The 20,093-nt window shown below is 69.9% G+C and carries 17 protein-coding genes and 3 tRNA genes; 10 read left to right on the top strand and 10 right to left on the bottom strand.

Annotated elements, in window-relative coordinates:
- Positions 1-140 precede the first annotated feature (140 nt).
- The 3 genes from hrpA (at position 141) to ACFY0F_RS33675 (ending at position 4,783) form a co-directional block, all read left to right on the top strand.
- Positions 141-4,085 (top strand): ATP-dependent RNA helicase HrpA, encoded by a 3,945-nt coding sequence (hrpA, locus tag ACFY0F_RS33685; RefSeq protein WP_388802964.1) that lies wholly within the window; start codon positions 141-143, stop codon positions 4,083-4,085.
- 119 nt (positions 4,086-4,204) lie between these two features.
- Positions 4,205-4,279, top strand: a tRNA-Asp gene (locus ACFY0F_RS33680).
- A gap of 312 nt (positions 4,280-4,591) precedes the next feature.
- Positions 4,592-4,783, top strand: a complete 192-nt coding sequence (locus ACFY0F_RS33675; RefSeq protein WP_388802961.1) for a DUF6274 family protein — start codon at positions 4,592-4,594, stop codon at positions 4,781-4,783.
- Positions 4,784-5,192: 409 nt separating this feature from the next.
- Here the strand turns inward: ACFY0F_RS33675 and bldC are convergent, their stop codons facing one another.
- Both bldC and ACFY0F_RS33665 read right to left on the bottom strand, forming a co-directional pair.
- Complete coding sequence (gene bldC / locus ACFY0F_RS33670; RefSeq protein WP_003949541.1) at positions 5,193-5,399, bottom strand: developmental transcriptional regulator BldC; 207 nt, start codon at positions 5,397-5,399, stop codon at positions 5,193-5,195.
- Between the two features lie 541 nt (positions 5,400-5,940).
- Positions 5,941-6,801 carry a hypothetical protein gene (locus tag ACFY0F_RS33665; RefSeq protein WP_388802958.1) on the bottom strand — a complete coding sequence of 287 codons (861 nt, stop codon included), beginning with the start codon at positions 6,799-6,801 and terminating at the stop codon, positions 5,941-5,943.
- 287 nt (positions 6,802-7,088) lie between these two features.
- Between ACFY0F_RS33665 and ACFY0F_RS33660 the strand changes: the two genes are divergently transcribed.
- Both ACFY0F_RS33660 and ACFY0F_RS33655 read left to right on the top strand, forming a co-directional pair.
- Entirely contained in the window at positions 7,089-8,189 is a 1,101-nt protein-coding gene (locus ACFY0F_RS33660; protein WP_388802955.1) for a Leu/Phe/Val dehydrogenase, read from the top strand.
- A gap of 273 nt (positions 8,190-8,462) precedes the next feature.
- Entirely contained in the window at positions 8,463-8,714 is a 252-nt protein-coding gene (locus tag ACFY0F_RS33655; RefSeq protein WP_161181528.1) for a DUF3073 domain-containing protein, read from the top strand.
- Positions 8,715-8,796: 82 nt separating this feature from the next.
- On the opposite strand, the gene purM is transcribed toward ACFY0F_RS33655, so the two are convergent.
- The 8 genes from purM to purS form a co-directional block, all read right to left on the bottom strand.
- Positions 8,797-9,864 carry a phosphoribosylformylglycinamidine cyclo-ligase gene (gene purM / locus ACFY0F_RS33650; RefSeq protein WP_388802952.1) on the bottom strand — a complete coding sequence of 356 codons (1,068 nt, stop codon included), beginning with the start codon at positions 9,862-9,864 and terminating at the stop codon, positions 8,797-8,799.
- Between the two features lie 61 nt (positions 9,865-9,925).
- Positions 9,926-11,455, bottom strand: coding sequence for an amidophosphoribosyltransferase (gene purF / locus ACFY0F_RS33645; protein ID WP_388802949.1), 1,530 nt, complete (start codon positions 11,453-11,455; stop codon positions 9,926-9,928).
- A gap of 217 nt (positions 11,456-11,672) precedes the next feature.
- The gene (locus tag ACFY0F_RS33640) at positions 11,673-12,470 is read right to left on the bottom strand and encodes a sterol carrier family protein (protein ID WP_388802946.1); all 798 of its coding nucleotides are present in this window, start codon (positions 12,468-12,470) and stop codon (positions 11,673-11,675) included.
- Positions 12,471-12,479: 9 nt separating this feature from the next.
- The gene (locus ACFY0F_RS33635; protein ID WP_388802943.1) at positions 12,480-13,322 is read right to left on the bottom strand and encodes a M23 family metallopeptidase; all 843 of its coding nucleotides are present in this window, start codon (positions 13,320-13,322) and stop codon (positions 12,480-12,482) included.
- A 45-nt stretch (positions 13,323-13,367) separates the two neighbouring features.
- Positions 13,368-13,868, bottom strand: a complete 501-nt coding sequence (locus ACFY0F_RS33630) for an ArsR/SmtB family transcription factor (protein WP_388802940.1) — start codon at positions 13,866-13,868, stop codon at positions 13,368-13,370.
- A 133-nt stretch (positions 13,869-14,001) separates the two neighbouring features.
- Positions 14,002-16,260, bottom strand: coding sequence for a phosphoribosylformylglycinamidine synthase subunit PurL (gene purL / locus ACFY0F_RS33625; protein ID WP_388802937.1), 2,259 nt, complete (start codon positions 16,258-16,260; stop codon positions 14,002-14,004).
- The gene (purQ, locus tag ACFY0F_RS33620) at positions 16,257-16,937 is read right to left on the bottom strand and encodes a phosphoribosylformylglycinamidine synthase subunit PurQ (RefSeq protein WP_388802934.1); all 681 of its coding nucleotides are present in this window, start codon (positions 16,935-16,937) and stop codon (positions 16,257-16,259) included. Before purQ ends, purL begins: the two co-directional genes overlap by 4 nt.
- The gene (gene purS, locus ACFY0F_RS33615) at positions 16,934-17,197 is read right to left on the bottom strand and encodes a phosphoribosylformylglycinamidine synthase subunit PurS (protein WP_007383088.1); all 264 of its coding nucleotides are present in this window, start codon (positions 17,195-17,197) and stop codon (positions 16,934-16,936) included. Before purS ends, purQ begins: the two co-directional genes overlap by 4 nt.
- Before the next feature lie 342 nt (positions 17,198-17,539).
- On the opposite strand from purS, the gene ACFY0F_RS33610 reads away from it, so the two are divergent.
- The 5 genes from ACFY0F_RS33610 (at position 17,540) to ACFY0F_RS33590 (ending at position 20,091) form a co-directional block, all read left to right on the top strand.
- Positions 17,540-17,857, top strand: a complete 318-nt coding sequence (locus ACFY0F_RS33610; RefSeq protein WP_388802929.1) for an Lsr2 family protein — start codon at positions 17,540-17,542, stop codon at positions 17,855-17,857.
- Between the two features lie 173 nt (positions 17,858-18,030).
- Positions 18,031-18,102: transfer RNA gene (locus ACFY0F_RS33605), tRNA-Gly, on the top strand.
- Positions 18,103-18,182: 80 nt separating this feature from the next.
- Positions 18,183-18,258, top strand: a tRNA-Gly gene (locus tag ACFY0F_RS33600).
- A gap of 118 nt (positions 18,259-18,376) precedes the next feature.
- Positions 18,377-19,315: an ABC transporter ATP-binding protein gene (locus ACFY0F_RS33595; RefSeq protein ID WP_388802926.1), complete on the top strand. Its 939-nt coding sequence runs from the start codon at positions 18,377-18,379 to the stop codon at positions 19,313-19,315.
- The gene (locus tag ACFY0F_RS33590) at positions 19,312-20,091 is read left to right on the top strand and encodes an ABC transporter permease (RefSeq protein ID WP_388802923.1); all 780 of its coding nucleotides are present in this window, start codon (positions 19,312-19,314) and stop codon (positions 20,089-20,091) included. The genes ACFY0F_RS33595 and ACFY0F_RS33590 overlap by 4 nt, the downstream gene beginning before the upstream one ends.
- Positions 20,092-20,093: the final 2 nt, after the last annotated feature.

Below are 20,093 nucleotides of genomic sequence, written 5' to 3'. Positions count from 1 at the left end.
CGGCGACGGCGACCGGCTCCCCCGGGGCCCGGCAGTCGTCGACGGTGCCGTACGGGTGGCGGGTGGGAGAACCCCCTGCTGAACCGCCGGACGCAATTCGTTAGCCAGGAATTTCGCCGAGGTGAGATCCTGGACCGCGTATGTCTACGCACCCTGCCCCCGCCCTCGGCACCCTCGCCTCCCGCCTGACCGAGCTGTCGCTGCGCGACGCGCACCGGCTCGGGCGCAGGCTCGAGGGCGCGCGCAAGATCCGTAAGCCGGAGGCCCGCGCCGCCGTCCTCGCCGAGATCGAGGCAGAGGTGAGCAAGGCCGAGACCCGGATGGACGAGCGGCGCTCCCATGTGCCCGCCGTCACCTATCCCGAACAACTGCCGGTCAGCCAGAAGAAGGACGAGATCGCGGCCGCCATCCGTGATCACCAGGTCGTCATCGTCGCCGGTGAGACCGGGTCCGGAAAGACGACGCAGATCCCGAAGATCTGCCTGGAGCTCGGGCGCGGTGTACGCGGCATGATCGGGCACACGCAGCCCCGCCGCATCGCCGCCCGTACCGTCGCCGAGCGGGTCGCCGAGGAGCTGGACACCCCTCTCGGCGAGGCCGTCGGCTGGAAGGTGCGGTTCACCGACCAGGTGAACCCGGACGCCACCTTCGTGAAGCTGATGACGGACGGCATCCTGCTCGCCGAGATCCAGACCGACCGCGAGCTGCGCGCCTACGACACGATCATCATCGACGAGGCCCATGAGCGGTCCCTCAACATCGACTTCCTGCTGGGGTATCTCGCCCAGCTGCTGCCGAGCAGGCCCGACCTGAAGGTCGTCATCACTTCGGCCACCATCGACCCCGAGCGCTTCTCGCGGCATTTCGGCGACGCGCCGATCGTCGAGGTGAGCGGGCGGACGTATCCGGTGGAGGTGCGCTACCGGCCACTGCTGGAGGAGGACTCGGACGACGCCGACCGCGACCAGATCACCGCGATCACCGACGCCGTCGAGGAACTGATGGCGGAGGGGAAGGGGGACATCCTCGTCTTCCTCTCCGGGGAGCGGGAGATCCGGGACACGGCCGACGCGCTCACCAAGAAGCAGTACAGAATGACGGAGATCCTGCCGCTGTACGCCCGGCTCTCCCACGCCGAGCAGCACCGCGTCTTCCAGCCGCACACCGGCCGCCGGATCGTGCTGGCGACCAACGTGGCGGAGACGTCCCTGACCGTCCCCGGTATCAAGTACGTCATCGACCCCGGTTTCGCCCGGATCAGCCGCTACAGCCATCGCACGAAGGTGCAGCGGCTGCCCATCGAGCCGGTCTCGCAGGCCAGCGCGAACCAGCGCAAGGGCCGCTGCGGGCGTACCTCCGACGGTGTCTGCATCCGCCTCTACAGCGAGGACGACTTCCTCTCCCGTCCGGAGTTCACGGACGCGGAGATCCTCCGTACGAACCTGGCGTCCGTCATCCTGCAGATGACCGCGGCCGGCCTCGGCGACATCGAGAAGTTCCCCTTCATCGATCCGCCGGACCACCGCAACATCCGCGACGGCGTCCAGCTGCTGCAGGAGCTGCACGCCCTCGACCCGGCCCAGAAGGACCCGCGCAAGCGCCTGACGGACACCGGCCGCAAACTCGCCCAGCTCCCCGTCGACCCGCGCCTGGCGCGCATGGTGCTGGAGGCGGAGAAGAACGGCTGTGTCCGCGAGGTCATGGTGATCGCCGCCGCGCTGTCCATCCAGGACCCGCGTGAGCGCCCCGTGGACAAGCAGACCCAGGCCGACCAGCAGCACGCCCGTTTCAAGGACGAGACCAGCGACTTCCTCGCCTATCTGAACCTGTGGCGGTACATCCGCGAGCAGCAGAAGGAACGGGGGTCCAGTTCCTTCCGGCGGATGTGCAAGCAGGAGTATCTGAACTTCCTGCGCATCCGGGAGTGGCAGGACATCTACACGCAGCTGCGCACGGTCGCCAAGCAGATGGGCATCCATCTCAACGACGAGGACGCCCCGGACGACCGTATCCACGTCTCCCTCCTCGCCGGTTTGCTTTCGCACATCGGCATGAAGGATGTGAAGGACGGCGCGAAGAACGAGTACCTGGGCGCGCGCAACGCCAAGTTCGCGATCTTCCCGGGTTCGGCGCTGTTCAAGAAGACGCCGCGGTTCGTCATGTCGGCCGAACTGGTGGAGACGTCACGGCTGTGGGCCCGCGTCAACGCCAAAATCGAACCCGAGTGGGTCGAGCCGCTCGCCGGCCATCTGCTGAAGCGGACGTACAGCGAGCCGCACTGGGAGAAGGACCAGGCGGCCGTGATGGCGTACGAGAAGGTCACGCTGTACGGCGTGCCGATCGTCGCCGACCGGAAGGTCAACTACGGCCGGATCGACCCGGAGGCCAGCCGTGCGCTGTTCATCCGGAACGCGCTGGTCGAGGGCGACTGGCGCACGCACCACAAGTTCTTCGCGGACAACCGCCGGCTCCTCAGCGAGGTCGAGGAGCTGGAGCACCGGGCGCGGCGCCGGGACATCGTGGTCGACGACGAGACGCTGTTCGACTTCTACGACCAGCGGGTGCCCGAACACGTCGTGTCCGGTGCCCATTTCGACTCGTGGTGGAAGCGGAAGCGGCACGAGCAGCCGGAGTTCCTGGACTTCGAGCGGGAGATGCTCATCCGGGAGTCGGCGGAGGCGGTCACGAAGACCGACTATCCGGACTCCTGGCGCCAGGGCCCGCTCAAGTTCCGTGTCACGTACCAGTTCGAGCCGGGCGCGGACGCGGACGGCGTGACCGTGCACATTCCGCTGCAGGTCCTCAACCAGGTCACGGACGAGGGCTTCGAGTGGCAGATCCCGGGGCTCAGGGAGGAGCTGGTGACGGAGCTGATCCGCTCCCTGCCCAAGCCGATCCGCCGCAACTACGTGCCCGCGCCGAACTATGCGAAGGCCTTCCTGGAGAAGGCGGCGCCGCTCGCCGAGCCGCTCACCACGACCATGGCCCGCGAGCTGAAACGCATGGTCGGTGTGCCCTTCGAGGCCGGTGACTTCGACTGGGCGAAGGTCCCTGACCATCTGAAGATCACTTTCCGGATCGTCGACGAGCGGCGGCGGAAGCTGGCGGAGGACAAGGACCTCGAGGCCCTGAAGCTCCGGTTGAAGCCGAAGGCCCGCCAGGCCCTCTCGCAGGCCGCGGCGGCCACCGCCTCCCGCCAGGGCGGCGAGTCCCTGGAGCGCAAGGGCCTCACCGACTGGACCATCGGCACGCTCAGCCGGGTCTTCGAGACCCGCAGGGCGGGGCAGCCGGTGAAGGCGTATCCGGCGCTGGTGGACGACGGCGACACGGTCTCGGTCCGGCTCTTCGACACGGAGGCGGAGCAGACGGAGGCGATGTGGCGCGGCACCCGGCGCCTCATCCTGCGCAACATCCCGGTCAATCCGGCGAAGTTCGCGAGCGACCGCCTGACGAACGCCCAGAAGCTGGCCCTGTCCGCGAACCCGCACGGGTCGGTCCAGGCGCTGTTCGACGACTGCGCGACGGCGGCGGCGGACAAGCTGATCGCGGACTTCGGGGGCCCGGTGTGGGACGAGGAGTCGTACCGCAAGCTGTACGACAAGGTGCGCGCGGAGATCGTCGACACGACCGTGCGGACGGTGGGCCAGGTGCAGCAGGTGCTGGCCGCCTGGCAGTCCTGCGAGCGGCGGCTGAAGGCCGTCCGGAGCCCCGTGCTGCTGCCGAACCTGGCGGACGTGCGGGCGCAGCTCGACGGCCTCGTGAAGCCGGGCTTCGTGACGGCGGCGGGGATACGCCGGCTGCCCGACCTCATGCGGTACCTGGTGGCCGCGGACCGGCGTCTGCAGCAGATGCCGACGAGCGTCCAGCGGGACACCACGCGCATGGAGAAGGTCCATGAGATGCAGGACGAGTACGCGTGGCTCCTGGAGCAGCTCCCCCAGGGCCGGCCCGTCCCCTCCTCCGTCCTGGACATCCGCTGGATGATCGAGGAGCTCCGGGTCAGCTACTTCGCCCACGCGCTGGGCACGGCGTACCCCGTCTCGGACAAGCGGATCGTGAAGGCGATCGACGCGGCTGTCCCGTAATCGACCCGGTACGGGGAGTGAGTTCGACCAGGGCCCTCCCCCTCCTGTACAGTCCTTCTCGCAGCGCAACGCGACGCAGTGCCGAATGGCCGACTCCGTCGGCGGGCGCCGCGAAACCTGGTCCTGTGGAGCAGTTTGGAGTGCTCGCCACCCTGTCAAGGTGGAGGCCGCGGGTTCAAATCCCGTCAGGACCGCAGAAGAGGCCCGCATCCCCAAGGGATGCGGGCCTCAGTCATGCCCAGCCCGCGCGGCTCTCAGCCCGTCCGGCGTTCGAGGACGAGGCCGTTCAGGCCCGAAGCGGGGGTCTGGGGGCGGCATCCCCAGTGGCCGGCTGCACGCGCCCCGCACGGCACGAGCGGCGCCGGCCGAGCCGCACGGCACGAGCGGCGCCCGCCGAGGCGCACAGCACGACCGGCGGAGCCGCGCGGCGGCCTTGACGGCGTCACATTCCGCCGGTACCCAGAAAACAGGGCCGGGTTCCCCTCGAGCGGCCCCGGAGGTGGCGTATGGCGGCATCGGTCAGGCACGAGACGCGGGCGCTCCTCAGGGCGCATCTGGCGGCTGCCTCGTCCTACGGGCATCTGACCCGCCACTGCCCGATCTGCCACCACCTGCTGCGGCTGGCGCTGGACTCGCCGCCGTGCGGTCCGCTGCCCACGGACGAGGCCGCCGAGGACGAGAGCCCGTCTCCGGCGTGACCGTCCGCCCCGCACGGGCCGGCCGTAACAGGCGTTCCCCAATGTGACGGGTGTCACCGCATGACTTTTTAAAAGCACGGTACTTACACGCGACCTACAACTGGTCAATTTAATATGTGCAATTGCACCAGACCTGACGGCTGTCCCCCGGCCGATCCGACACGGCTCCCCAGAGTTCCACAAGCCTGCCCAGACGGACCCGCGCGGACGCCCCCCGCCGCACAAAAAAGATCGCGCTGGACCCGGCGGAGTCCAGCGCGATCGACGACGCACCCTGTATCGCTTGCCAGCGAGCTCTGTTCGGCTTGGGAGAGGGGCCTGTTGGGGCAGGTCCCGCGTCGCTTGGAGCTAGGTTTCGGGCTTCTCGGCCGGTTGGGGGACCTGCCGCATCGCCCGGTTATTCAGTTGTTCAGGCCTCGCTGCGCTGCTGCGGGATGCCCGCGAGCAGCGCGCGGACCTCGGCCTCGCGGTAGCGGCGGTGCCCGCCGAGCGTACGGATCGACGTGAGCTTGCCGGCCTTCGCCCACCGCGTGACCGTCTTCGGGTCCACGCGGAACATGGTGGCGACCTCAGCCGGGGTCAGCAGCGGCTCGGCATCAGGGGTGCGAGCGGTCATGAGCGGCCTCCTCGGGAGAACCGAACCTTCTCGGTTCTTTCCTCTAAATTCTGCACCTTGACCCGCGTTGCCCGAAATGGCGGACGCGAGTCGAGTCGGTTATAGGACGAACGGCTTGTCCTCGGCACTACAACTACACCATCCGTCCAGCCGCGTCGGCCAAACCGATGGAATTGCCCTCCCAGGTGTTCATCAGCGACGGAAGCCGATGGACCATGCCATAGCGGACAGTCACGCCAGTGTGACGATCAGTCACACTGGCGATCGGGAGTCACGAGACCCCCCAAAGCGTGCAATGCTGAGATTCCCCCCACAATGAAGCACAAGCGGACGGATGGAGCCCTCCCCGGACTCCTTGTCCTATTTTGGCATGAGGAGGGGCAAGTGGCGCAAGGGCCGTGTACGTGCGGTCCATCACCCTTGCGGCACTCTTCCGGACAAAAGCCCAGTTCGGGACCAACATCCCGTCAGGTCACCGAAGTGGCGCAACCGTACGCTGTTCGAGGCAGTTTCGGCCGTGATCCACGTCACTCACGCCCCGTCAGTTCGCGGAACGCCGATCCCGCACCGACCGCCACCGCTCCACGAGCCGCCCGTACGCCTCACCGGCGGCGGCCCCGTCCCCGCGGCGCAGCGCTTCGATCCCCTCGGCCACGTCGGCCGCCGAGTGATCGCCCTCGAGCTCCCCGGCGGGCAGCACGTGCACCAGGCCGCCGTAGTCCAGCTCCACCAGTGAGCGCGGGTGGAACTCCTCCAGCCAGCGGCCCACGTCCACCAGGCCGTCGATCAGCGGCCCTTCCTCGATGGCGTCCTTCAGCGCGCGCAGCCCGCGGGCCACCCGGCGCCGGGCCTGCACCATGGGCGTGCGGTAGCGCAGCACGGGCGGCTCGGCGCCGGCCGCCCCCAGGTCCCCGGCGCCCTTGGCGTACTCCCGCTCCTCGTCGGACACCAGGACGAACCAGTCGAGCGGCACCTGCCAGGTCGCGGTACGGATCCAGGGGCGGGCGTCGGGGTTGCGGTCGAGCCAGCGCTCGTAGTCCCGGCCGGCCTGCTGGCGCACGACCGGGGGCAGCACCGCGTCCAGGACCGCCGGCGGCAGCTCCTCGGCGAGGTCGCCGAGCGCCTGCCAGCCGCGCAGCCGGGTCCGCCACGGGCACACGCAGACGACCCCGTCGATGTCCAGGACGAAGGCGTCGCCGCTCTCGTGCACCGGCACCGGGACCGGCGGGGTGGGCAGCAGGTCGGCGAGCGAGCGGCGGAGTTCGTCCTGGTAGGAGGGGCGTTCCGGGCGGCGGGCGTACCGCGCCCAGTGGCCGCGCTCGGGCTCGGGGAAGGCGGCCAGCGGCTCGTACACACGCAGGTACGTGGTGTAGGGGACGATCACCGAGGACACCTTGGGCACGCCTGCTCCCTCCCCACCGGGTTCGGCTCGAAACCCTCGCGGGGCGGACACCGAATCCGCGCGAGCCGGGCTCCGGACGACGGGAAATCTCTGCAAATCGTGTCATGCCGATGCGTGCGTGGAAGCTACCGGAGAGTGATCCTGAACACTGCGCGGATGGCGGCCGGGCAGTGTTCTACGCTCAGCCCCAGCACCCGCCACCCTCCCCCACCGCCAAAAGCGTGGGGGGACCCCCATGGGAGCTGGTCCCAGGACCACCGCCGCTACTCGCAACAGGAGTCACCACAGTGACCGACGTGACCGGCGCACCTGCTGATGTACTGCACACCCTGTTCCACTCGGACCAGGGCGGTCATGAGCAAGTCGTGCTCTGCCAGGACCGCGCCAGCGGACTCAAGGCCGTCATCGCCATCCACTCCACCGCGCTGGGCCCCGCGCTCGGCGGTACCCGCTTCTATCCGTACGCGACCGAGGCGGAGGCCGTCGCCGACGCCCTCAACCTCGCGCGCGGGATGTCGTACAAGAACGCCATGGCCGGTCTCGACCACGGCGGCGGCAAGGCCGTGATCATCGGCGACCCGGAGCGGCACAAGACCGAGGACCTGCTGCTCGCCTACGGGCGGTTCGTGGCCTCGCTCGGCGGGCGGTACGTCACCGCCTGCGACGTGGGCACGTACGTCGCCGACATGGACGTCGTGGCGCGCGAGTGCCGCTGGACGACGGGCCGCTCCCCGGAGAACGGCGGGGCCGGCGACTCCTCCGTCCTCACCGCCTTCGGTGTCTACCAGGGCATGCGGGCCTCCGCCCAGCACCTGTGGGGCGACCCCTCGCTGCGCGGCCGCAGGGTCGGCATCGCGGGCGTCGGCAAGGTCGGGCACCACCTGGTGCGGCACCTGCGGGACGAGGGCGCCGAGGTCGTGATCACGGACGTGCGCGCGGAGGCCGTGCGGCGGGTCGTCGACCAGCACGCCGAGGGCGTCACGGCCGTCGCCGACACCGAGGCTCTGATCCGCGTCGAGGGCCTCGACATCTACGCGCCCTGCGCGCTCGGCGGCGCGCTGAACGACGACTCCGTGGCGGTGCTCACCGCCAAGGTGGTGTGCGGCGCGGCCAACAACCAGCTCGCCCACCCGGGCGTGGAGAAGGACCTCGCCGACCGCGGGATCCTGTACGCGCCGGACTACGTGGTGAACGCCGGCGGGGTCATCCAGGTCGCCGACGAGCTCCACGGGTTCGACTTCGACCGGTGCAAGGCGAAGGCGGCGAAGATCTTCGACACCACGCTGGCCATATTCGCACGTGCGAAGGAGGACGGTATTCCGCCGGCCGCCGCGGCCGACCGGATCGCCGAGCAGCGGATGGCGGAGGGCAGGGCTTCGCACGCATGACCGGTACCCGTCGGCGGGAACTTGGAGAGAACTCTCACTTCCGTCGGCGGGTCGTCCCGGGATAAGTGGTTAAAATCGCCACTGACCAGCGAGGACGGGGCGCCTCGCAGGGGCTGTGCACACGCGCGTGCTGCGGGCGACGTACCGTATGGGCGCGGGCTCAGGTACCGTGGAAGCCCTACGGACCGGCCTCTCCGCGGAGAGTCCGTTCCAGATCATGAACGCGTGTCAGACTCTGGGGCCGTCGAGCCCCGTCACCGAGGGGGTCGAGCCATGGGGCGCGGCCGGGCCAAGGCCAAGCAGACGAAGGTCGCCCGCCAGCTGAAGTACAACAGCGGTGGGACTGACCTGTCGCGTCTGGCCAGTGAACTGGGCGCATCAACTTCGAGCCAGCCGCCGAACGGCGAGCCGTTCGAGGACGATGAGGACGACGAGGACGATCTTTACTCTCGGTACGCCGACCTCTATGAGGACGACGACGAGGATGAGGACGACGGTCCCTCACAACACCGTCGCGGCGCTTGACCTTGCATTGAGCACTCACCCGGTCGGTGGCACTGCCACCGACCGGGTTCTGTGCTACCCGCGGGTTCAGACCGCGGCGCCGTCAGACTGAATACGTACCGACCAGCTCGGCGCCGGTTCCGTGGTCGCCCCGGTCGGTGATCTCGCCTGCCACCCAGGCGTCGACCCCGCGGTCGGCCAGGGTCGCCAGGGCCACGTCCACGGACTCCTCCGGCACGATCGCCATCATGCCGACACCCATGTTCAGGGTCTTCTCCAGCTCCAGCTGCTCGACGTCGCCGGTCCTGCCCACGAGGTCGAAGATCGCGCCCGGGGTCCAGGTGGAGCGGTCGACCCTCGCGTGCAGTGTGTCCGGGATCACCCGGGCCAGGTTGGCGGCCAGCCCGCCGCCGGTGATGTGGCTGAAGGCGTGCACGTCGGCGGTGCGGACGAGGGCCAGGCAGTCCAGGGAGTAGATCTTCGTGGGCTCCAGCAGTTCCTCGCCCAGGGTGCGGCCGAGCTCCTCGATCCGCGCGTCGAGCGAGAGGCCCGCGGTGTTCAGCAGGACGTGGCGGACCAGGGAGTATCCGTTCGAGTGAAGCCCGGAGGACGCCATGGCGATCACCGCGTCCCCCTCGCGGATACGGTCCGCGCCGAGGAGCCGGTCGGCCTCCACGACGCCCGTACCGGCGCCGGCGACGTCGAAGTCGTCCTCGCCCAGCAGACCCGGGTGCTCGGCCGTCTCACCGCCCACCAGGGCGCAGCCGGCCAGTACGCAGCCCTCCGCGATGCCCTTGACGATGGCGGCGACCCGCTCGGGGTGGACCTTGCCGACGCAGATGTAGTCGGTCATGAACAGGGGCTCGGCACCGCACACCACGATGTCGTCCATGACCATGGCGACCAGGTCGTGGCCGATGGTGTCGTACACGCCGAGCTGCCGGGCGATGTCGACCTTGGTGCCGACGCCGTCCGTGGCGGAGGCGAGGAGGGGACGCTCGTAGCGCTTGAGGGCGGAGGCGTCGAAGAGCCCGGCGAAGCCGCCGAGGCCGCCGAGGACCTCGGGGCGCTGCGTCTTCTTCACCCACTCCTTCATGAGCTCGACGGCGCGGTCGCCCGCCTCGATGTCGACGCCCGCGGCTGCGTAGCTGGCACCAGTTGTCTCAGACATGGCCAATGAGGACTTTCGTGTCGTACGGCAGGCGTTTTGGAGAAGGGACAGCAGGGGCCGTCTACGGACGGCGGATGGCGTCGGACGCGGCCGTGGCCGCCGGACCGGCCGCGAGCTCGGTCTCCAGGAGCTGCTTGCCGAGCAGCTCGGGGTCCGGGAGCTCCATCGGGTACTCGCCGTCGAAGCAGGCGCGGCACAGGTTCGGCTTGGCGATGGTGGTCGCCTCGATCATGCCGTCGATGGAGATGTACGCCAGGGAGTCGGCGCCCAGGGAGGTGCCGATCTCGTCGATGGTCATGCCGTTGGCGATGAGCTCGGCGCGGGTGGCGAAGTCGATGCCGAAGAAGCACGGCCACTTCACGGGCGGCGAGGAGATCCGGATGTGGACCTCGGCCGCGCCCGCCTCGCGGAGCATGCGCACCAGGGCGCGCTGGGTGTTGCCGCGGACGATCGAGTCGTCGACGACGACCAGGCGCTTGCCCTTGATGACTTCCTTCAGCGGGTTCAGCTTCAGCCGGATGCCGAGCTGGCGGATGGTCTGCGAGGGCTGGATGAAGGTCCGGCCCACGTAGGCGTTCTTCACCAGGCCCGAGCCGAACGGGATGCCGCTGGCCTCCGCGTAACCGATCGCGGCGGGCGTGCCGGACTCCGGGGTCGCTATGACCAGGTCGGCCTCGGCGGGGGCTTCCTTCGCCAGTCGGCGGCCCATCTCCACGCGGGAGAGGTAGACGTTCCGGCCGGCGATGTCGGTGTCGGGGCGGGCCAGGTACACGTACTCGAAGACACAGCCCTTGGGCTTCGCTTCCGCGAACCGGGAGGAGCGCAGGCCGTTCTCGTCGATGGCGACGAACTCGCCGGGCTCGATCTCCCGGACGAAGCTGGCGCCGGTGATGTCGAGGGCGGCGGACTCCGAGGCGACGACCCAGCCGCGCTCCAGGCGGCCGAGGACCAGCGGGCGGATGCCCTGCGGGTCGCGGGCCGCGTAGAGGGTGTGCTCGTCCATGAAGACGAGGGAGAACGCGCCGCGCACCTTCGGCAGGACCGCGTGGGCGGCCTCCTCGATGGTCAGCGGCTTGCCGTCCTCGTCGACCTGGGCCGCGAGGAGCGCGGTGAGCAGATCGGTGTCGTTGGTGGCCGCGACCCGTGTGGACCGCCCGTTGGTGTCCTTCGGCAGGTCGGCGACCATCTCGGCGAGCTGCGCCGTGTTGACCAGGTTGCCGTTGTGGCCGAGCGCGATCGAACCGTGCGCGGTGGCCCGGAACGTCGGCTGGGCGTTCTCCCACACGGAGGCGCCGGTGGTCGAGTAGCGGGCGTGTCCGACCGCGATGTGACCCTGGAGCGAACCGAGCGAGGTCTCGTCGAAGACCTGGGAGACCAGGCCCATGTCCTTGAAGACGAGGATCTGGGAGCCGTTGCTGACCGCGATTCCCGCGGATTCCTGACCCCGGTGCTGGAGGGCGTAGAGCCCGAAGTAAGTGAGCTTTGCGACCTCTTCGCCCGGAGCCCAGACACCGAAGACGCCGCAGGCGTCCTGGGGGCCCTTCTCGCCGGGAAGCAGATCGTGATTGAGTCGACCGTCACCACGTGGCACGTTCCCGAGTGTAGGCGAGGTCGACCACTGGTCCGAATTGGGGACAGTGGGCGGTAAGTGATCACGCACTGGTGATCGTCTCGCCGGTTTCTGCGTCCCCGCAGGTCAGCGCCGTGTTGCACAGTGCCGTCCGGTCACCGGGGGGCCGTGGCAGGGTCGCTGCGGCTCCCTTTGCCCCCATGCGTGAGTGAGGTGTCGCACATCATTCGGGTGTCCGTCACGCCATCAGCGGCAGCACTTCCCCCAGGTCGGCCCGCTCCCCACTGGCGCTGACCTCGGCCCGCGCCAGGGCGTCCGCCCAGGCCAGCCGCCCGGTGGCGAGCCGGATCCAGGTCAGCGGGTCGGTCTCGACGACGTTGGGCGGGGTGCCGCGGGTGTGCCGGGGCCCTTCGACGCACTGCACGACGGCGTACGGCGGGATCCGCACCTCGGTGGAGCCGCCGGGCGCCTTCACGGCGAGCGCGTCGGCGAGGAGCCGGGTGGCGGCGGCGAGGGCCTGACGCTCGTACGGCACTTCCAGGCCGGGCACCGCGGCGTTGAGGTCGTCGGTGTGGACGACGAGTTCGACGGCGCGGGTGACCAGGTAGTCGGCGAGGGGCAGGACGCCCGCGCTGGTCTGCAGCAGGCGGGTCCCGGGGTGTGTGTCGAGCTGCTCGACGAGGTTCCGCTCGATACCGGCGAGGTACGTGTCGAGGTCGGGGTGCCGCTCGGCGAGCCGCCGGGTGAACTCGTCGATGGCCGAGGCGTTGGCGGAGGTCGCGAACGGCCATGCGACGAGGGCGGTGTCCTGCTTCTCCGGCTCGGGGAGGGCGAGGGACCGCTCGATGGCCGTGAGCGCCATCCCGATGTGCGCGACCAGCTCCCGTACGGTCCACCCGCCGAGCCGGGTGGGGAGGGCGAGCTGCTCGGGCGTGAGGCCGCGGACGGCTTCCCGTACATGGGCGAGCTGGCCGAGTACCGCGGTGCGGGTCCTGACGGGGTCGTACGTCCGGGTGCGCTTCTTGGCCGTGGGCATGACGGCAGCCTATGTGGGCTGCGACGCGGTCGTGGGCGCCTCGAACACCTCGCTGTTGCGGGGGACGCCGATGCCGCGCCAGGTGAAGGGGACACCGCGGGCGGTGTCCGGGTCGGGGCCGTCCATCAACTGGAAGTGCAGGTGCGGCTCGGTCGAGTTGCCGGAGTTCCCGCACGCCGCGAGGGTCTGTCCGGCGTGCACCCGGTCGCCCTCCCGGACGGTGAGGGAGCCGCGCCGGACGTGCGCGTACAGCGCGTAGGTGCCGTCGCCGAGGTCCAGCACGACGTGGTTGCCGACGATCCGCCTGACGCCGAACAGGTCGCGCACGGACGCCTCCAGGAACGTGAGGTACAGCAGTGCGGGCAGCGACGTGCGGCTGAGGTGGTCGCGCTGGTCGTCGGTGGCCCGTACGACGGTGGCGTCGGCCACTGCGAGCAGCGGGGCACCGAAGGCGGGAAAGGCGCTGCTGCGCCGGGCGAGCGGCCACAGCACGCGAAAGCGCGGGCGGTCACCCGGCTCGGGCTCGGCGACGACGTCGATGGCGAACGTCTGGCCGTAGGCGTGCGTGCCGTGGCTCGGCGTGCGGTCGGCCGGGCTGTTCAGCGCGGACCAGCGGCCCGTCACGGGCGGGACGACCTCGACGGGTTCACGGGCCACGCGCGGGCGGTCCGGGGCACCGCCCCACCGACGGCCCGCGGCGACCAGGGCGTAGGCGAGGACGAGCGGTCCGAAGTTCCACCACCACGGATACCCGAGGTCGAGTAACGAGTGGGCGGCCACGAGACCGAGGAAGACGAGCTGCAGAAGCCGGTAGGCGACGGCGATCAGTTTGCGGACGGTCCGTGCGGTCATGGTTCCCCCTGTCGGTGTTGGCGCTCGGTGTCGGCGTCGGCCCGGTCAGGACCGGGCCGCGGACAGTGCGACGAGCAGCGGCACCACCCGTCCCGCCGGTACCGCGTAGCGGCCGCGTGCGGTCGTGTGCAGCCAGCCGGCGGCGGAGAGCTGGCGCAGGTGGTGGTAGATCTGGCCGGTCGTGCCGACCTCGTCCAGCTCGGCGAGCTCGGCCGCGGTGCGCCGGCCGCCGAGGATCTCGCGGAGCAGCCGCAGCCGTACCGGGTGACCGAGGGCGGCGAGCGGCTCGGCGACGCGGGTCCAGTCGTCGTCCAGAAGCTCGTCGGTGAGCGCGCCGTGCTGCCAGTCGTAGCGCTCCCCGGTCGGCAGCCGTACGGCCCCCGTGAACAGGACGCCTCCGTCGGCCGCTCCGAGCTGGGCCAGCTGCTCCTTGAGCCCGTTCAGGGCCCAGAAGTCGCTCGCGTCCAGTTGCGGGGCGGCGCGTTGCGCGTCCTCCAGCGCCGCCAGCCTGCGTTCGAGGTCCGCGACGCGTTGTTCGAGTTCCACGGCTATGAGATTACGGAACTACGTAATCACGTGCAAGCAGTACTTCGAACCCGCGCACACATGCCGAAGCCCCCACCCGGTGACCCGGGCGGGGGCTTCGAAAGAGCGGGACTTCGCGGAACCCCGCGGGGACTCAGGCCAGCAGGGCCGGGATGGTCCCCTCGTGGGCGGTGCGCAGCTCCTCCAGGGTGAGCGCGAACTCGCCCTGCACCTCGACGGAGTCTCCGTCGACCACACCGATGCGGGTGGCCGGCAGGCCCCGCGCGCCGCACATGTCGTTGAAGCGGACCTCCTCCGAGCGCGGCACGGCGACGATCGCACGGCCCGCTGACTCGGAGAGGAGGAAGGTGAAGGCGTCCAGACCGTCGGGGACGATCAGACGGGCGCCCTTGCCGCCGAGCAGCGCCGACTCCACGACCGCCTGGATCAGACCGCCGTCGGACAGGTCGTGCGCGGAGTCGATCATGCCGTCGCGCGAGGCGGAGATCAGGATCTCGGCGAGCAGGCGCTCCCGCTCCAGGTCGACCTTCGGGGGCAGACCGCCGAGGTGGTCGTGGACCACCTGCGACCAGGCCGAGCCGCCGAACTCCTCACGGGTGTCGCCGAGGAGGTAGAGCAGTTGGCCCTCCTCCTGGAAGGCGACCGGCGTGCGGCGGGCGACGTCGTCGATCACGCCGAGCACCGCGACCACCGGCGTCGGGTGGATGGCCACCTCGCCCGTCTGGTTGTAGAGCGAGACGTTGCCGCCGGTCACCGGGGTGCCGAGCTGCTGGCAGCCGTCCGCGAGACCGCGTACCGCCTCGGCGAACTGCCACATGACCGCCGGGTCCTCGGGCGAGCCGAAGTTCAGGCAGTCGGAGACGGCCAGCGGCTTGGCGCCGGTGGTGGCGACGTTGCGGTAGGCCTCGGCGAGGGCGAGCTGCGCCCCCGCGTACGGGTCGAGCTTGGCGTACCGGCCGTTGCCGTCGGTGGCGATCGCGACGCCGAGGCCGGTCTCCTCGTCGACGCGGATCATGCCGGAGTCCTCGGGCTGGGCGAGGACGGTGTTGCCCTGCACGAAGTGGTCGTACTGCGAGGTGATCCACTTCTTGGAGGCCTGGTTGGGCGAGCCGACCAGCTTCAGGACCTGGTCCTTCAGCTCCTCGCTCGTCGCCGGCCGGGGCAGCTTGTTCGCGTCGTCGGCCTGCAGCTCGTCCTGCCAGGACGGGCGGGCGTAGGGGCGCTCGTAGACCGGGCCCTCGTGCGCGACCGTGCGCGGGTCGACGTCGACGATCTTGCCGCCGTGCCAGTAGATCTCCAGGCGGTCGCCGTCGGTCACCTCACCGATGACGGTGGCGATGACGTCCCACTTCTCGCAGATCTCCAGGAACCGGTCGACCTTCGCCGGCTCCACCACCGCGCACATGCGTTCCTGCGACTCGCTCATGAGGATCTCCTCGGGCGAGAGCGTGGAGTCGCGCAGCGGTACGTCGTCCAGGGTGACGCGCATGCCGCCGGAGCCGTTGGAGGCCAGCTCGGACGTGGCGCAGGACAGGCCGGCCGCGCCGAGGTCCTGGATGCCGACGACCAGCTTCTCCTTGAAGGCCTCCAGGGTGCACTCGATGAGGAGCTTCTCCTGGAAGGGGTCGCCGACCTGGACGGCGGGGCGCTTGCTCGGCTTCGCGTCGTCGAAGGTCTCGGAGGCCAGGATCGACGCGCCGCCGATACCGTCGCCGCCGGTCCGGGCCCCGTAGAGGATGACCTTGTTGCCGGCGCCGGACGCCTTCGCGAGGTGGATGTCCTCGTGCCGCATCACACCGATGGCACCGGCGTTGACCAGCGGGTTGCCCTGGTAGCAGGCGTCGAAGACGACCTCGCCGCCGATGTTCGGCAGGCCCAGGCAGTTGCCGTAGCCGCCGATGCCCGCGACGACTCCGGGGAGCACCCGCTTGGTGTCGGGGTGGTCGGCGGCGCCGAACCGCAGCGGGTCGACCACGGCGACCGGGCGGGCGCCCATGGCGATGATGTCGCGGACGATGCCGCCGACGCCCGTGGCCGCGCCCTGGTAGGGCTCGACGTAGGAGGGGTGGTTGTGCGACTCGACCTTGAAGGTGACCGCGTAGCCCTGGCCGACGTCGACGACACCGGCGTTCTCGCCGATGCCGACGAGGAGGGCGTCGGACCGGGGGGCCTTCTCGCCGAACTGGCGCAGGTGGACCTTGGAGGACTTGTACGAGCAGTGCTCGGACCACATGACCGAGTACATGGCGAGTTCGGCGCCGGTCGGGCGGCGGCCGAGGATCTCCACCACCCGCTCGTACTCGTCCTTCTTCAGGCCGAGTTCGGCCCAGGGCAGCTCGACGTCGGGGGTCGCGGCCGCGTGCTCGACCGTGTCCAGAGGCGTCCGGCTCATGCGCCCACCAGCTTCTTGAGGATCGACGTGAAGAAGGGGAGGCCGTCGGTACGGCCGGTACCGATCAGCGGCTCGACGGCGTGCTCGGGGTGCGGCATGAGGCCGACGACGTTGCCCGCCTCGTTGGTGATGCCGGCGATGTCGTTGAGCGAGCCGTTCGGGTTGAAGTCCAGGTAGCGGAAGGCGACCCGGCCCTCCGCCTCCAGCTTCTCCAGCGTGTACGCGTCGGCGACGTACCGGCCGTCCATGTTCTTCAGCGGGATGTGGATCTCCTGGCCGGCGCGGTAGTCGGTGGTCCAGGAGGTCTCCGCGTTCTCCACCCGCAGCTTCTGGTCGCGGCAGATGAAGTGGAGGTGGTCGTTGCCGAGCATCGCGCCGGGCAGCAGATGGGCCTCGGTGAGGATCTGGAAGCCGTTGCAGATGCCGAGGACCGGCAGGCCGGCCTTCGCCTGTTCGATGAGGGGCTCCATCACCGGCGAGAAGCGGGCGATGGCGCCGGCGCGCAGATAGTCGCCGTAGGAGAAACCTCCGCACAGCACCACGGCGTCGACCTGCTTGAGGGCCTTGTCCTTGTGCCACAGCGCGACCGGCTCCGCACCGGCGAGGCGGATCGCCCGCTGGGTGTCCCGGTCGTCCAGACTGCCCGGGAAAGTGACGACGCCAATACGAGCGGTCACTTCGCGGCCTCCGCGACTTCCTCCACCTTGACGGTGAAGTCCTCGATCACGGTGTTGGCGAGGAAGGATTCGGCAAGATCGTGAATGCGGGCGAGCGCGGCCTCGTCGACCGGCCCGTCAACTTCCAGTTCGAATCGCTTTCCCTGACGTACGTCGGAGATGCCGTCGAAACCCAGGCGCGGCAGTGCGCGCTGCACCGCCTGGCCCTGGGGGTCGAGGATCTCCGGCTTGAGCATGACGTCGACTACGACGCGTGCCACTGGCACTCCCGGTGTGTGGTGCTGAGCAGGTTCCTTCAGACTACCCGCACAAAATTTCTACGCGGGTAGAGTTGTAGGAACCTACGTGAGCGGCATCACGGTCCGGTGTCGAACGGGGTACACCGTGAAAAATTCTGGGAAAGTTACCGGATCGTCCGGCGAACCGTATTGCCCCCGGACACGCGGACGGATTTAGCCGGGCTTCACTTTCCAATGCCGCGCACTGTACAAATGAATTGGCAATAGCCGATACTTTGCCCAATAACAGGCGGACAGTCGACATCTTCCGGACGTCTCGGCACGTCATCACCGGAGAGGTGTCGCACGAAGGGACCGATATTCGTGGCGCAGAAGGTCGTGGTCACTCTCTTTGACGACATCGACGGCTCGGAAGCGGCGGAAACGATCGCCTTCGGACTCGACGGCAAGTCGTACGAGATCGACCTGAACCAGGTCAATGCCAAGAAACTGCGTAAGGCCCTCGAGCCCTACGTGACGGCCGGCCGCAAGCGGTCGAGGTCGGGCAAGGCGTACCGCCAGACGGAGGTCGCCCCCGACCCCGCGGCGGTCCGCGCCTGGGCCCAGGCGAACAAGATGGACGTGCCCGCGCGCGGCCGTATCCCCAAGAAGGTCTACGAGGCGTTCAGCGCGGCACAGTGAGTCCGCCCGCGAGGGGTGAGCCCTCAGGGTCCGTCAGCGGGCCCTGGGGGCAGCCGCGTTGGGTGTCGGGCACCCCCGAGGGGAACCGACTTGCGCAACCCCCCTGTTGTTCAGCTAATGTCTGGAGCACGCCGAAGGGCGAGGCCGAAAGGCCCGAGCCCGACGGAGTACATGCGGGTGTAGTTCAGTAGCAGAACATCCCCCTTCCAGGGGGAAGGCGCAGTGTGCAATTCCTGTCACCCGCTCTGCACCGCCGGTCCTGATCAGCTTGTGGATCAGGTAGGCTGGTGCTCGCACCGATCGGTGGGAGCCGGTCGGGAGCAGTGCGGACGTAGCTCAGTTGGTAGAGCGCAACCTTGCCAAGGTTGAGGTCGCGAGTTCGAGCCTCGTCGTCCGCTCCAGGGAAGCCCCGGTCATACGGCCGGGGTTTTTTCGTTCCCCCGGGCTGCTGACATTTGTCACGCCGGACCATGACACCGCGCACTGCCGCCGCCTCCTGGTCGCCGGGACGCTGAAGGCATGAACAGCGGCGAACACGAGAACGTGATCGAGGTCACCGACCTCCGGCGGGTATACGGGGGCGGGTTCGAGGCGGTACGCGGAATCAGCTTCTCCGTGGCCCGTGGAGAGGTCTTCGCACTGCTCGGCACCAACGGTGCGGGCAAGACCTCGACGGTCGAACTGCTGGAGGGGCTCGCGGCACCGGCCGGGGGCCGGGTGCGCGTCCTCGGCCACGACCCCTGGCGGGAACGGGCGGCCGTACGGCCGCGCACCGGCGTGATGCTCCAGGAGGGCGGCTTCCCCTCCGAGCTGACCGTCGCCGAGACCGCCCGGATGTGGGCGGGGTGCACCAGCGGGGCCCGCCCCGAGTCGGAGGCCCTGGGCCTGGTGGGGCTGGCCGGGAAGGCCGGGGTGCGGGTGAAGCAGCTCTCCGGGGGTGAGCGACGCCGACTGGACCTCGCGCTGGCCCTGCTCGGCGAGCCCGAGGTGCTGTTCCTGGACGAGCCGACGACCGGGCTCGACGTCGAAGGGCGCCGGGACACCTGGGAGTTGGTGCGGGCCCTCGGCGAGAGCGGCACCACCGTGCTGCTGACCACGCACTACCTGGAGGAGGCCGAGGGCCTCGCCGACCGGCTCGCGATCCTGCACGAGGGGCGCATCGCGGCCGCCGGCACACCGGACGAGGTGACCGCCGGCCGGCCTGCGCGGATCTCCTTCCGGCTCCCCGAGGGCTACTTCCTCGGAGACCTGCCGCCGCTCGCCCAACTGGGGGTGTGCGGACACGAGCTGACCGGCCGGGACGTGCGGCTGCGCACCCGGGAGCTGCAGCGCACGGCCACCGCGTTGCTGCTGTGGGCCGAGCGGACCGGGGTCGAACTGCACGGACTCGATGTGCGCTCGGCCTCGCTGGAAGAGGCGTTCCTGTCCATCGCGCGGGACCTGGAGGTCGTCGCATGAGCACCCTGGCCCTCACCCCGACCGCCCGGCGGCTGCGCGCCCTCGCACGGGCCGAGCTCACCCTGCTGGGCCGCAACCGCAGTGCGGTCGTCACGGCGCTGCTAGTCCCGCTCGCGCTGCCGTTCAGCGTGCGGCGGGCGATCGACCGGATCGACCTCAAGGCCGAGGGGCTGACCGCCGGCACGGTGATGCTCACCGCCGCGATCGGCTTCTCCTTCCTCTTCGCCGTGTACACCCCCCTGGTGAGCGCCTTCGTCGCGCGCCGGGAGGAACTCGTCCTCAAACGGCTGCGCACCGGCGAACTCGGTGACGCCGAGATCCTCACCGGCACCGCCCTGCCAGCCGTCGGTCTCGGCCTCGCCCAGTCGCTGCTGCTGGCCGCGACCTGCACGGTGCTCCTGGACACCGGGGCCCCAAAGGCGCCGTATCTGACCGTCCTGGGGCTGCTGCTGGGCCTGGTGCTGTCCGCAGCGCTCGCGGCGCTCACCGCCTCCTTCACCAGGACCGCCGAGAGCGCCCAGGTGACCGCACTGCCGCTGGTGCTCGTCTCCATGATGGGCTCGGGCTTCGCGATCCCGACGGAGGTCATGCCCGACCGCCTCGTCTCCGTCTGCGAACTCCTCCCGCTGTCCCCGGCGGCCCGGCTGGTCCGGGCCGGCTGGACCGGCGAGCTGAGCGCGTACGACGCACTGGGCGCCCTGGCGACCGCGCTGGCCTGGACCGTCGTGGCGGTGTTTGCTGTAGGGCGGCGGTTCCGCTGGGAACCGCGGCGGTGACC

This window comes from Streptomyces sp. NPDC001544, assembly GCF_042894285.1.
GTDB lineage: Bacteria > Actinomycetota > Actinomycetes > Streptomycetales > Streptomycetaceae > Streptomyces.
Note: the sequence above shows the minus strand (reverse complement) of the source record. Positions and strands in the feature narration are given on the sequence as shown.

What these genes read in the sequence shown, in the direction of transcription:
- hrpA (WP_388802964.1), top strand. Translation starts at nt 141, where the DNA reads ATGTCTACGCACCCTGCCCCCGCCCTCGGCACCCTCGCCTCCCGCCTG.
- ACFY0F_RS33675 (WP_388802961.1), top strand. Translation starts at nt 4,592, where the DNA reads ATGGCGGCATCGGTCAGGCACGAGACGCGGGCGCTCCTCAGGGCGCAT.
- bldC (WP_003949541.1), bottom strand. Translation starts at nt 5,399, where the DNA reads ATGACCGCTCGCACCCCTGATGCCGAGCCGCTGCTGACCCCGGCTGAG.
- ACFY0F_RS33655 (WP_161181528.1), top strand. Translation starts at nt 8,463, where the DNA reads ATGGGGCGCGGCCGGGCCAAGGCCAAGCAGACGAAGGTCGCCCGCCAG.
- purM (WP_388802952.1), bottom strand. Translation starts at nt 9,864, where the DNA reads ATGTCTGAGACAACTGGTGCCAGCTACGCAGCCGCGGGCGTCGACATC.
- ACFY0F_RS33640 (WP_388802946.1), bottom strand. Translation starts at nt 12,470, where the DNA reads ATGCCCACGGCCAAGAAGCGCACCCGGACGTACGACCCCGTCAGGACC.
- ACFY0F_RS33635 (WP_388802943.1), bottom strand. Translation starts at nt 13,322, where the DNA reads ATGACCGCACGGACCGTCCGCAAACTGATCGCCGTCGCCTACCGGCTT.
- purL (WP_388802937.1), bottom strand. Translation starts at nt 16,260, where the DNA reads ATGAGCCGGACGCCTCTGGACACGGTCGAGCACGCGGCCGCGACCCCC.
- ACFY0F_RS33595 (WP_388802926.1), top strand. Translation starts at nt 18,377, where the DNA reads ATGAACAGCGGCGAACACGAGAACGTGATCGAGGTCACCGACCTCCGG.
- ACFY0F_RS33590 (WP_388802923.1), top strand. Translation starts at nt 19,312, where the DNA reads ATGAGCACCCTGGCCCTCACCCCGACCGCCCGGCGGCTGCGCGCCCTC.